A 12,774-nucleotide genomic window follows, 5' to 3' on the forward strand; every position below is an offset into this window, starting at 1 on the left:
CGCCACTGAATGTTAGTTGAACAGAATCGGACCTTTACGGGCAGTTGTCCGCAGCTTTTGTTTCTTGGTTTTTCTGAAATTATGAACCGTGGACTTACTGCCCGTTAAGGTGGATAAAACCAGGAGGAAACTTATGTCAGATATGATGGACACATTGCGTAACGAAGAAAATATGACACCAAAGCAAATTGAAATCCTGAAATCAGCCATTGAACTGATTTCGGAAAAAGGCTATTACAATACATCAACGAGTGAGATTGCTAAACGTGCAGGTGTTGCTGAGGGGACGATTTTCCGCCACTACAGTACAAAAAAAGACTTGCTTGTGGCGATTGTCACACCTGTGATCACTAACATCTCAGCTCCATTATTCGCAACAAAATTTGTTGATCAGGTTTTCCATGAAGATTATAACAGCTTCGCGGACCTGCTTCATGCATTTATCAATAACCGTTTTGAGTTTGCACAGGCTAATGTACCATTAATCAAAATCCTTCTGCAGGAACTGGCATTTCATCCGGAAATTCAGATGGCCTATAAACGTGTTTTCACTGAAAAAGTCTATCCGGCCTTTAATCAGGCACTTGATTTTTACAAGCAGAAAGGGGATCTGCAGAACTTGCCGAATGATACGATCATTCGTATAGTGGTACCGACTATATTAGGATTTATGATGACACGTTTCATCCTGCAGCCGGATAAAGAGTGGGATGACGAAGCTGAGATTAGGCAAATGATTGGGGTTATAATGGGGGGGATAGGTGCCGGATCATAGGTGCCTGCACCACCCGATTATCTTTTAGAGTTGTAAATGATTACGGAAGACAGCCAAAAACAGGAATCCAATTAAAAAGCGCATCACACGAAAGGTGCTGCGCTTTTCCCTTATGGTACCATTGAAAACAGACCAATAAGTGAAACTAAGGGTATGACTATGACTAACGGAATGGCAATCATTGCAAATTTGTTTATCGCCTTCTTTGATTCTGACTCAACGTCTATTCTTTTCTGCAGGTCCATGAAAAAAACCGAAACAGCCATCAACAGTAAAATAATAATACTTGGTGCATATAGTTCCTCAATGCTATTCACCTTGGTTGCATCCATCAGGCCATAAACGATAAGGATTAGCGGAATCATTTCACTGATGGCCAGTCCGATGAAAAAATTTGTTTGTACCTTGTTAAGTTGTTCCGGATTTTCACGTATTTTTTCGAGGTTCATCTTAAAAATGACCACAATTGGGATGACTGCAAGCAATGCCGCAGCCACAAAAATGTATGCCATAAAATGTCTCCCCACCCCCCCTTTGCTAATCAATCGCTTATAGTTTACTATAATGCCGTGAATGGCTCAAATGTCTACATCATCTCCGCCCAATCTGGTGGGCTAATTTCACACAATATCTTCCGTTCCTCTTCACGTTTGTCCAGGTACGAGCTCATTGATTGCAAATCATCAATATAGGCTGGATGGGTCATCACCTCGACTGACGCAGCATTCAAACCTTTTAATTTATCAAAAATATTGGCATTTACACCTTTACCATAAAACCCCGACCAGAGGGATTCAGTCAGCAGAATGTCAGGGAATTCTTTCAGTGACTCCATATAACGGACTGGAACGTTGTAGTCTCGAGCCAACTTAACCACGATTTCCTTCAGCGGTTCCCAACCATGAATATGATGATGACTGTCAAGATGATGCAATGTCAGTCCTGTCTCCAGAAATGCTTCAATTTGTGCCCGCCACTCTTTTTCCACTTCCTCCACATGCGGTGGCTCCATTTCCCTAAATGTATTTTTATAGCGAAAATAGCCGTCCTGATCGACAAGGCCGGGTACATGGCTACAAATAGGTCTTCCTGAAGTTAGAACGAGATGAACGCCTAATCGCAGGGGAGGGTTTTTCAGTGCCTGATTTACGGCATAGTTCACCGCATGGCCATTCATTATCATGGTAGCTGCCCCGACAACACCGTTTCTATGTACTTCTATAATGCCGTCTGTAACCCCTTTGGTCAGACCAAAATCATCTGCGTTAAACAATACCTTCATGCTAATCCCCCGCTATCAAAAATTAATGGTCGTCCAAAGAATAATTCCGCTCAATCATAAAATTTGTTTTATCACCCCGAAAATAGGAGCGTGAAAATTCAACTTTATTTCCATTTTCGTCTTCCGCAACCGTTTCAATATAAAAACACGGCAGACCTGGTTCACACTGTAAGAGGGTTGATACGTTTTCATCTGCCAATGTTATTTCCACATGCTCCGTTGTTTTAGCGATGTGTACGCCGAATTCTTCCTTTAACGCCGCGTATAACGATGTTTCAGCGTGCAGTTGGGTGATTCCGGGTGCAACACCCCAGGGAATATATGAAATTTCATATTGTGTCGGTTCATCGTTTGCATGACGTGTTCGTTCCACGCGTTGAATCGGATCATTTTCCGCGACGTTAAGAGATTGCTCAAGCCTCTCTGATGCGGGTACAACCTGAATACTGATTAACGCAATTTTAGCTTTTTTACCCTGGACAGCGACCTGATCACTGTAGCGTTTCATAGTGTGCGACAGTGTCTGACTTACTTTTTTGTCTGCAATATATGTACCCTTTCCCTGTTTCCGAACTAAATACCCTTCAAGTGTAAGCTGGTTTAATGCTGATCTGACCGTTGTTCTGCTGACATTAAAATCCTTGCAGAGTTCAAGCTCAGTAGGGATTCTTTCACCTTTTTTATAGCTGCCCGATTTAATTCGATTAAGTAATTCATCTTTGATATACGCATGCAATGATTGGTTTTTTTCCATAATGTACTCCCTTTAATGGTCTTTATATATAAAGTTTACAAAAGAATACAACTGAATACAATGTTTTCTATATTGTAGTAACAAATATAAATATGTATAGACATTTATATAATTGTATGATACATTTTTAGTGATCATTAAACAACCAACTAGGAAAAATCGCTTAACAGGGTCAAACATCTTTTTTGGCCGGATATAAAAGCGATTACAAAAACAAAAGGAGTCTGACGGATATGGCATTGAAATTGGTAGTGATTGGCGGGGGATCCAGCTACACACCAGAGATTATTGAAGGTATGATCAAACGCTATGACAGCTTCCCGGTAAGTGAAATTGTACTAGTTGATATTGAGGCAGGCAAAGGAAAGCTTGAAGTTATCGGGAATCTTGCGTTACGGATGGTTGAAAAATCCGGAAAACCTATTAAACTATCATGGACACTCGACCGGGAAAAAGCACTCGAAAATGCGGACTTTGTGTCGACACAAATACGTGTTGGTGGGTTGGATGCACGTGCTAAAGATGAGCGTATTCCATTAAGCCATGGATTTATCGGGCAGGAAACAAATGGTGCAGGCGGAATCATGAAAGCTTTCCGTACCATTCCGGTTTTAATGGAGCTGGCTGAGGACGTTCATCGTATTTGTCCAAATGCCTGGATCATTAACTTCACGAATCCCGCGGGCATTGTTACAGAAGCATTATTAAAACACTCATTTCACCAAAAAGTGATCGGGGTTTGCAATATTCCGTTTAATATGCGGCATTCAACTGCGGAAATATTAAACGTCTCACCTGAAGACGTAAGAATCGAATTTGTCGGCATGAATCATTTTGTATTCGGAAAAAAAGTGTATGTTCAAGGTATCGACCGCACAAACGAAGTTTTGGAAAAATTGCAGGGAGATAAACTTAATTATTCTCCGGCAAATATTGTAAACCTTGGTTGGTCTAAAACGTTTATTGAATCTACCGGGCTATTACCAAATCCATACCATCAATATTATTTTCAAACGAGGGATGTCCTGAAAAAGGATATACAATCGTTCCATGAACACGGAACGCGGGCCGAAAAAGTGATGGAACTGGAAAAATCTCTGTTTGAAATTTACAGTAACCAGCAACTGCAAGATAAGCCAAAAGAACTGGAAGAGCGGGGGGGTGCATTTTACAGTGATGTAGCGTGCAGTTTGATGGATTCGATTTATAACAACAGGGAAGATGTGCAGACGGTAAACACCACCAATAATGGGGCAATTCCTGATTTGCCGGACGACGCAGTTATTGAAGTCAATAGTGTGATTACCAGCCATGGACCTGAGCCGATCACAGAGGGAGCACTTCCGGCAAGTGTCAAAGGCATTGTGTATCAAATGAAGGCGTTTGAGGAACTTGTCATTCTAGCCGCCATAACCGGTGATTATAACGATGCATATAAAGCATTTGTGATGAATCCGTTAATGGGAGATGAAAAGCAAAGTAAAATTGTGCTTGACGAACTTTTAACAGCACATCAATCGTATTTGCCACAGTTTCATTTTTAGGGGATATCGGATCGTCAAGTATGAAATTCAGTCGGTGGAATGATGATGACCATTTAAACAAGGGGGAATTGGAATGAATAGCAAGTTTATGCAAAAGTTTATTGAAATTGCCGGTCGTATCGGGTCACAGCGTCATCTTATAGCGGTTCGTGACGGATTTATAGCCATTATGCCGTTAATTATCATTGGATCATTGGCTATCCTAATTAACAATTTTCCACCACTTGGTGGTTTTGAGTTTGTTGGATGGATGAACGGTATATTTGGTGACGGAAATTGGCAGTCAGTCGGGGGAAGTATCTGGAATGGAACGTTTGCCGTATTGGGACTATTAGTATCTTTCTCAATTGCGTATAATTTAGCTAAATTATACGAAGCGGATGGTTTGTCTGCAGGTCTTATTTCCGCAGCATCATACATTATGCTCGTACCATGGACAGACGACGGAGGATTAAGTACGACATGGCTTGGGGCACAAGGGCTGTTTGTCGGAATTATCGTCGCTTTAATCGTAACTGAACTGTTCCGCTTGCTTGTCCAGTCGAAATGGACCATTAAAATGCCTGAAGGAGTTCCTGAAGGGGTCGTCAAGTCATTTCAGGCATTGATCCCAGCGTCGATTATTTTACTGGTTGTTGGATTGTTTCAGGCACTTATGACGGTTTTTGTGGAAACAAGTATCTTTGAAGTGATCTTTAACGCGATCCAGGAACCGCTCCAGGGATTGGGTAATACACTTCCGGCAGCTGTTATCATATCTTTCCTGAATCATTTGCTATGGTTTTTCGGGCTGCATGGAACGAACATTATCGGTTCGGTTATCGAGCCACTTTATTTACCGCTGATTGAAGAAAATCTTGAACTATTTCGGAATGGGATGTCAGCATTTGATGTACCAAATCTGGTAACAAAGCCATTTTTGGACTCATTTGTATTCATGGGCGGATCGGGAACGACGATTGCATTACTGATTGCAGTCTTTATCGTGTTACGCCGAGAACGTAAGCATCCTTACAATGAAGTGGCAAAGGTTGCTGCACCAGCCGGGCTGTTCAATATTAACGAACCAATTATCTTTGGACTGCCGATTGTATTGAACCCGGTCATGTTGATTCCATTCATTCTTGTACCAGTTACGCTGACGATTATATCCTATGCAGCACTCGCAACAGGCATTGTTCCGAAAACAGTAGCGATCGTACCATGGACTACACCGCCCATTTTAAGCGGATATTTGGTAACAGGCGGAAACTGGCAGGGAGTTGCCTTGCAAGTTGTCAACTTAACAGTAGCGACCCTCATGTATATTCCGTTTATTCAAGCAGGAGCAAGGGCACTTAAGCAGAAAATGGAGGGATGAATCATGAACGAAATAACAGAAAATATGCAAATGTTATCATTTAATATTATTCTGCATGCCGGAAATGCCAGATCCAATGCTATGGAAGCGATCAAATTGGCAAAAGAATTTAAATTTGATGAAGCACGCAATAAAATAAGTGAGGCAGATAATGAATTTACCGAAGCACATCATATTCAGACTGAACTGTTGCAGGATGAAGCAGAAGGGAAGCAGCATGAGGTCAATGTGATTCTGGTGCACGCACAGGATCACTTGATGACAGCGATGACCGTAAAAGACTTGGCGAACGAAATGATTGAGATATATGAACGAATCGAACGATTGGAGGATCACTCAAAATGAAAATTGCACTTGTATGCTCGGCAGGCATGTCTACATCCATGCTGGTGAATAAAATGCGTAAATCCGCGGAGGAAAGAGAGATTAAAGTAGAAATTGACGCCTTTGCGGAAGCGGATCTAAAAAATAACCTGGATCAGCTGGATGTTGTCTTAATCGGACCGCAAGTACGCTATCTCGAAAAGCAAATAAGACAACACGCTGAACCAAAAGGAATAAAAGTTGGTATCATTGATCAGATGGCATATGGAATGATTAAAGGAGAAAAGGTATTAGATCAGGCAATTGAACTAAAAAATGCATAAGTCTTTAAGATACCTGTCACAAAGTCATTTCATGTGACAGGTATTTGTATTGAAAAGCGCTACTCGTTCGTCTCATTTGCCTAATTGACGCCATTAAAATTTGCCCCGCATCCCCCAATTCGCTATAATTTAACCTAAACAACAACGTTCGACATCGGCCGAAGAGCAGAAACTCTAGCCATAGATACATCCAAGGAGACAGATGATGTTTAACTTTACCGATTTGGCGATTGCCTTTTTGATCGCTCTTATTTCTACATTTATGCTAACATATCCGGTCAAACAACTGGCCATTAAACTAAAGACAGTTGATTTACCGAACTATCGAAAAATGCATAAGAAAGTAACACCAAGGCTGGGTGGTCTGGCCATTTTCATGGGTGTTTTGCTGGGCGGACTTTTTTTACAGCCGCGCCATGAGCATCTGCCGGAGATTGTTCTCGGAGCGATTGTCATCCTCATCACCGGTGCGCTGGATGATCGCTTTTCAATCCGGCCAGTTATTAAGTTGACCGGGCAGCTTATTGCTGCTTCATTTCTCATCTCATCCGGGCTGATTATCGAACGTATCACACTTCCGGTTATCGGCATGGTCGATCTCGGTTTCACAAGTGTGCTTATTACAGTTCTATGGATTGTGGGTATTACCAACGCGATTAACCTGATCGATGGACTGGACGGGCTCGCCACAGGCGTTACGACGATTGCGCTCGCAAGCATGTTTATCATGGCGATCATTGATGGTCAAGTATTGGCCGCATACTTGTGCATCGTCCTGATTGGTGCGAATCTCGGATTTCTGTACCACAATTTTTACCCGGCCAAAATTTATATGGGGGATACCGGATCCAATTTTCTAGGTTATATGATTGCAGTGGTATCCATCGTTGGTCTTTTCAAAAATATTGCCCTGTTCAGTTTTATCATTCCGGTCATTGTGCTTGCTGTTCCGATTTTCGACACGGTGTTTGCGATTGTCCGCCGCGCTTATAATAAAGAGCCGATCATGATGCCGGATAATAAGCACATTCATTATCAGCTGGTCACAGCCGGATTCAGTCATCGGAAAACAGTGCTGATCATTTATGCGTTCAGCGCCTTATTTGGGATTATGGCTATTCTGTTTTCCTATGCCAGCCTGACAACAGCACTCATCATCACGTTTCTAGTGCTCGTACTGCTGCATATTTTTGCCGAACTTGGCGGACTTGTAATGGGTGGGAAAAAGCCAGTACTGGATTCGGTGGGACGAATGTTTCGGAAGCGCGAGGGGTAGAATTGATGATCATTATATAGCTGACAAATTTATGTATCCTGTATATAACAAAAAGTAAAGGGAGAAAAGTGGCGTTTAACACGGCAGCTCAACTTGACCAGCACAGCACTATATACGTAAGAATGAAATCAATCAACCGCCGATTCATTTGCTGTATAGCTGTTCACACAGCGAATAAAAATTGAAATCACTTGAAATCTGTCCAAAACAAGCGAAAATCCAATCTGACAATCACACCAATACTCAAATACGCCGAATTAATGCATAATATCATACATTTTTCCAGGCATATGAATTTTGCGAATATAGGTCTTGTTTGGTATAAATGAGGGGTATCCAAAAAGAGATTAAAAAGGAGACGAAGCATGGAAGAACGAACGACGTTGCAGAGATCACTAAAGCCACATTGGGTCTGGGCAATCGCCCTGGGGTCATCTATTGGCTGGGGGGCATTTGTACAGCCGACCACCTGGATGTCCACGGCAGGGCCATTAGGTGTTATCCTCGGGTTTTTCATTGGCGCGCTGCTGATGATGCTGATTGCTGTGAGCTATGGATTTCTGATCAAAAGTTTTCCGGTATCAGGCGGAGAGTTCGCTTATTCGTATATTAGTCTGGGACGTACACACGCGTTCATCAGTGGATGGTTTTTGACACTTGGCTATTTATGTATTGTTGCGTTGAACGCATCCGCATTTTCATTAATGGTTAAATTTGTTTTCCCGGCATTGCTTGAAAACATGCATATGTACACAATTGCAGGCTGGGATGTTTATTTTATGGAAGTCATCATTGCATCTGTTTTATTGGGTATTTTTGGTTATTTCAATGTGAAAGGATCCAGTTTATCAGGGCGCATGCAATTTGTGTTCTGTTCGATCATGGTCATCGGTGTCATTGCCATTACGTTCATGGTCGGCGGACAGCCTGGAGCGGGTCTTGACAATGTTGCACCATTATTCCCGGCTGACACGACAGCATTTGCGGCTATCATTTCCATTGTTGCGATTGCGCCGTGGGCATATGTCGGTTTTGATAATGTTCCACAGGCAGCAGAGGAATTTCATTTTTCATCCAAAAAAGCCTTTACATTAATTATCTTGGCCATTTTCTTTGCTGCGCTGCTTTACAGCATGATGATTCTTGCAACGGCAATGGTTGAGCCATGGCAAGGACTTGTCGCTCAGGAAGGAACTTGGGGAACAGGGGCAGCGATTCAAGGAATGCTCGGTAATATGGGACTGGTTATTCTGGTTACCGCACTGACAATGGGGATTTTCACAGGGTTAAATGGATTTACCATTTCATCAAGCCGTCTATTGTTCGCCATGTCACGTGCGAAAATTATTCCAAAGGCATTCTCCAAACTGCATCCGAAATATGAAACACCGTATGTCGGCATTATTTTTACCGTGGCCGTTGCAGCGCTGGCACCATGGTTCGGCCGCCAGGCATTGACATGGGTCGTTGATATGTCATCCGTAGGTGTAACGATTGCTTATTTTTATACATGTTTTACTGCATTCACGTTATTTAAATGGTCAAAAGGCAAAGACTTCAATCCGAAAAAACATGTCGTCGCACCGGTGAAAAAGACGCTCGCAGCTTTTGGTATGCTGGCAAGCGTTACATTTCTTGGACTTCTGCTGATCCCGGGATCACCGGCAGCACTGGGGATGGAATCATTTATTGCACTCGTTATTTGGATTGCCCTTGGCGCTGTTTTCTACTTGGCGAACCGGACAGAGCTGAAAAAAATACCGAAAGAAGAACTTAATTATCTGATCTTGGGCAATAAGAAAATTGAAGCGAAGAATCGCGGTTAATCCCGTCAATATATGTAATAAAAAGCCCCGGAGCTGTACTTGACGCCAAAAGTTAGCGTGAAAATCGCACTTTTGGAGTTATCATACTGCTCCGTGGTTTTTTACGTTCAAAACTTATTCGACGTTCAATGTTACAGCGCGTCCGCCCATTGACGCCCAATTCCGTTCAAATAAATCACATTCATAATATTCCGCTCTGCCTGTATGCGGATCATGCGCAATCATATAATCCCCATCAATACCTGTCAGAACAACAGCATGTTCATTCTCGTACCAGTCGATTACGTTTCCCTCTTCATCTGTCCACGATTTGCCATAAAATGTCTGACGTTGCTCGAGTGTTGTCCATGCCATCACCGGTTTTCCCGCACGAATGATTTTAAGCAGATCATCAAACGGCCTTCCGATCAAGTTAATCCCTTTTCCGGGCATAAATGCCTCAATTGTCTTTAGTATCGGCCCTTCAAACACGCCAAAACTTCCATCATCCGAGTCGGTATACGGGTCCCCGACAAATGCCTTATTTGGGTTAGCACCTTTCCACTCGCTGCCGAATTTGTGCACTTTATCGCCTTTCGGCAGTGCATTCGCCACATCATATTTGCTTACCTGCATGCCGCCCCAGTTCAGCAGCATTGCCAGTGACGTGGCTTCACAGCCTGTAGGCAAGTCCGGATATTGTTTACAGGAAGGAACACCTTTGATTTTTACTTTCATGCTTGGTGCAAAGACTCTTTTGCTACCCGCAATAAAAAAAGACATGAACAAAATAAAACCGATCAACAGCTTTTTTGCCAAACACTTATCCCCCTTGAAAATACAGTATTTATAGGCCAATATAACATAAATGGAATTGAAATGTATTTAGACTGAATCTGACAAAAACCCGATCAATAACTCTTCACTCACGACCTGGACAATCATCAGGTCTTTTTCTTTGCGGTCACAGGCAAGCTATATAGAATACTGTCGATTGATTACGATTTAGCCCAGTGATAAACTTATAATGAATAGAACATAAAAACGAGCAATTTTGACAAGCGTATTCCAAAGGAGAAAAAATATGAGAGTCAGAAAAGCGATCATACCTGCAGCCGGGCTTGGTACAAGATTTCTGCCGGCTACAAAGGCACAGCCTAAAGAGATGTTGCCAATTGTCGATAAACCAACCATTCAATATATTGTTGAAGAAGCAGTTGCTTCGGGAATTGAAGATATCATTATTATCTCCGGAAGAGGCAAGCGAACACTTGAGGATCATTTTGATATTTCTTATGAACTGGAAGAAAAGCTAGCTCAAAACGGTAAGTCGGAAATGCTGGAGATGGTACAATCCATTTCGAATCTGGCAAACATCCACTACATCAGGCAAAAAGAACCTAAAGGGCTAGGTCATGCGATTTCATGTGCTAGTAGTTTTGTGGGAACTGAGCCGTTTGCAGTCCTTTTGGGTGACGATATCGTAGAAGCGGATGAACCATGTTTAAAACAACTGATCGATCTATATGAACAGCATCAGCTGTCTGTTGTCGGTGTCCATAGTGTACCGGAAGAAGATGTTTCCAAATATGGCATTGTAAAACCGGGCTTCCAGAATTATGGTCCAAACGCAGGAACAATTCAATCACTCGTAGAAAAACCGCCTAAGGAGAAGGCACCTTCCAACTTGGCAGTCATGGGACGGTATGTCCTCAATCCATCGATTTTTGACATATTGGCAAATCAGGAACCTGGAAAAGACAACGAAATTCAGCTGACCGATGCAATCGAAAAACTGAATGAGCAGGAACAGGTTTTGACATACAATTTCACAGGTGAAAGATATGATGTTGGTAATAAATTAGGATTTGTTCAAGCGACGATTGATTTCGCATTGAGGCGAAAAGATTTGCACACAGATATTAAAGCTTATATGGAAAAAACACTCGAAAACCTAAAAAACCAGGAGGACACAAAATGAATATCGCAGTTATCGGAACAGGTTATGTGGGCCTGGTAACCGGTGTTTGTCTGGCCGAAATCGGTAATCAAGTCACCTGTATCGATATTGATCATGAAAAAATTGCAATATTGAAAGAAGGAAAAAGCCCCATTTATGAAAAAGGTTTAACCGATCTAATGCAAAAAAATATCGAAAAGGAAAACCTTCACTTCACAACGGATTATAATGAAGGCCTTGCAGATAATCAGCTGATTTATATTGCCGTCGGTACCCCGCAAGGAGAGGATGGCTCTGCAGATTTAACCTTTATCGATAAAGCAAGTGAATCGATTGCGGCTGCGCTAAAGCAGGATGCGATTATTGTTACGAAAAGTACGGTACCGGTTGGAACGAATGAATATATCAAAGAAAAGATACAATCCGCATTATCAGAAAATATAACAATTCAAATTGCTTCCAATCCCGAGTTTCTACGTCAAGGATCAGCGGTGTATGATACATTTAACGGTGACAGGATCATTATTGGTTCTGATGACCAATCAGCACTTGATGTTTTGGAAGAAGTAAATGCTGATTTTCATCTACCTATCGTCAAGACAGATTTGCGCAGTGCCGAAATGATCAAATATGCATCAAATGCATTTTTGGCCACGAAGCTTAGTTTTATTAACGAGATGGCCAACCTGTGTGAAAGGCTGGGCGCCAATATTGATAACGTGTCGAATGGAATGGGGATGGATAAGCGTATCGGAAGTTCTTTTCTGAATGCCGGTATAGGTTACGGCGGATCCTGTTTTCCAAAGGATACGAGAGCCGTCATATCAGTTGGCAAAGATGTGGGTTATGATATGCCGCTATTAGAAAATGTTATAGGCGTAAATGAACGGCAAAAAGTCATACTCGTGGATAAAGTCATGGAACGTTTTCAAGAGATCAAGGGAAAAAAAGTGGCCGTATTGGGGCTGGCGTTCAAACCAAATACCGATGACATGCGAGAGGCCCCATCTATTTTTGTGACAGAAAGTCTCCTTGACAAAGGTGCTGCTGTTCATGCATATGACCCGGTTGCAACAGAAAATGCCAAACAAATATTGTCAGACAAAATCACTTATGCTGCCAATGTTAAGGAAGCCCTGGATGGAGCAGACATAGCATTAATACTGACAGAATGGAACGAGATAAGGGAGATTCCGTTAAGTGACTATAAAAAATATATGAATCATCCAGTCATCTTTGATGGCAGAAATTGCTTCGATTTAGATGAGCGGATCGGAAATGACGTTGAATATCACTCCATTGGACGACCTGTCATAAATCGTTAAATAAAAAGGAAGTTGGCCAACCGCCGACTCCTTTTTGATTTGGGCA

The 12,774-nt window shown here is 42.1% G+C and carries 13 protein-coding genes; 9 read left to right on the forward strand and 4 right to left on the reverse strand.

Translation table 11 applies throughout. The annotated features are described in order from the left end of the window. The first annotated feature begins 133 nt into the window (after positions 1-133). Positions 134-775, forward strand: a complete 642-nt coding sequence (locus tag BM195_RS14100) for a TetR/AcrR family transcriptional regulator (protein WP_090239758.1) — start codon at positions 134-136, stop codon at positions 773-775. Between the two features lie 110 nt (positions 776-885). On the opposite strand, the gene BM195_RS14105 is transcribed toward BM195_RS14100, so the two are convergent. From BM195_RS14105 to BM195_RS14115, 3 genes are all read right to left on the reverse strand, one after another. Then, positions 886-1,287 carry a hypothetical protein gene (locus BM195_RS14105; RefSeq protein WP_090239762.1) on the reverse strand — a complete coding sequence of 134 codons (402 nt, stop codon included), beginning with the start codon at positions 1,285-1,287 and terminating at the stop codon, positions 886-888. Between the two features lie 74 nt (positions 1,288-1,361). After that, positions 1,362-2,057, reverse strand: a complete 696-nt coding sequence (locus tag BM195_RS14110) for a ChbG/HpnK family deacetylase (RefSeq protein WP_090239767.1) — start codon at positions 2,055-2,057, stop codon at positions 1,362-1,364. A 22-nt stretch (positions 2,058-2,079) separates the two neighbouring features. After that, positions 2,080-2,811, reverse strand: coding sequence for a GntR family transcriptional regulator (locus tag BM195_RS14115; protein ID WP_090239771.1), 732 nt, complete (start codon positions 2,809-2,811; stop codon positions 2,080-2,082). A gap of 233 nt (positions 2,812-3,044) precedes the next feature. Between BM195_RS14115 and BM195_RS14120 the strand changes: the two genes are divergently transcribed. The 6 genes from BM195_RS14120 (at position 3,045) to BM195_RS14145 (ending at position 9,464) form a co-directional block, all read left to right on the forward strand. Further along, complete coding sequence (locus BM195_RS14120) at positions 3,045-4,355, forward strand: 6-phospho-beta-glucosidase (RefSeq protein ID WP_090239776.1); 1,311 nt, start codon at positions 3,045-3,047, stop codon at positions 4,353-4,355. A 73-nt stretch (positions 4,356-4,428) separates the two neighbouring features. After that, positions 4,429-5,715 (forward strand): PTS sugar transporter subunit IIC, encoded by a 1,287-nt coding sequence (locus BM195_RS14125; RefSeq protein ID WP_170848268.1) that lies wholly within the window; start codon positions 4,429-4,431, stop codon positions 5,713-5,715. Between the two features lie 12 nt (positions 5,716-5,727). Then, on the forward strand, positions 5,728-6,060 hold the full coding sequence (locus tag BM195_RS14130; protein WP_211772932.1) for a PTS lactose/cellobiose transporter subunit IIA: 333 nt from the start codon (positions 5,728-5,730) through the stop codon (positions 6,058-6,060). Next, positions 6,057-6,362, forward strand: a complete 306-nt coding sequence (locus tag BM195_RS14135; protein ID WP_090239785.1) for a PTS sugar transporter subunit IIB — start codon at positions 6,057-6,059, stop codon at positions 6,360-6,362. The genes BM195_RS14130 and BM195_RS14135 overlap by 4 nt, the downstream gene beginning before the upstream one ends. Positions 6,363-6,567: 205 nt before the next feature. After that, positions 6,568-7,638 (forward strand): glycosyltransferase family 4 protein, encoded by a 1,071-nt coding sequence (locus BM195_RS14140; RefSeq protein ID WP_090239789.1) that lies wholly within the window; start codon positions 6,568-6,570, stop codon positions 7,636-7,638. Between the two features lie 365 nt (positions 7,639-8,003). Beyond that, positions 8,004-9,464: an APC family permease gene (locus BM195_RS14145; protein ID WP_090239794.1), complete on the forward strand. Its 1,461-nt coding sequence runs from the start codon at positions 8,004-8,006 to the stop codon at positions 9,462-9,464. Positions 9,465-9,578: 114 nt separating this feature from the next. Here BM195_RS14145 and BM195_RS14150 read toward each other — a convergent pair whose 3' ends face one another. Further along, positions 9,579-10,262 (reverse strand): C39 family peptidase, encoded by a 684-nt coding sequence (locus BM195_RS14150; protein ID WP_244535769.1) that lies wholly within the window; start codon positions 10,260-10,262, stop codon positions 9,579-9,581. 265 nt (positions 10,263-10,527) lie between these two features. Here BM195_RS14150 and galU point away from each other — a divergent pair, with 265 nt between their 5' ends. Continuing rightward, positions 10,528-11,424 carry a UTP--glucose-1-phosphate uridylyltransferase GalU gene (gene galU, locus BM195_RS14155; protein ID WP_090239797.1) on the forward strand — a complete coding sequence of 299 codons (897 nt, stop codon included), beginning with the start codon at positions 10,528-10,530 and terminating at the stop codon, positions 11,422-11,424. Then, entirely contained in the window at positions 11,421-12,728 is a 1,308-nt protein-coding gene (locus BM195_RS14160) for a UDP-glucose dehydrogenase family protein (RefSeq protein ID WP_090239800.1), read from the forward strand. The genes galU and BM195_RS14160 overlap by 4 nt, the downstream gene beginning before the upstream one ends. The last annotated feature ends 46 nt before the right edge of the window (positions 12,729-12,774 follow it).

Source organism: Lentibacillus halodurans, assembly GCF_900112045.1.
Taxonomy (GTDB): domain Bacteria; phylum Bacillota; class Bacilli; order Bacillales; family Amphibacillaceae; genus Lentibacillus; species Lentibacillus halodurans.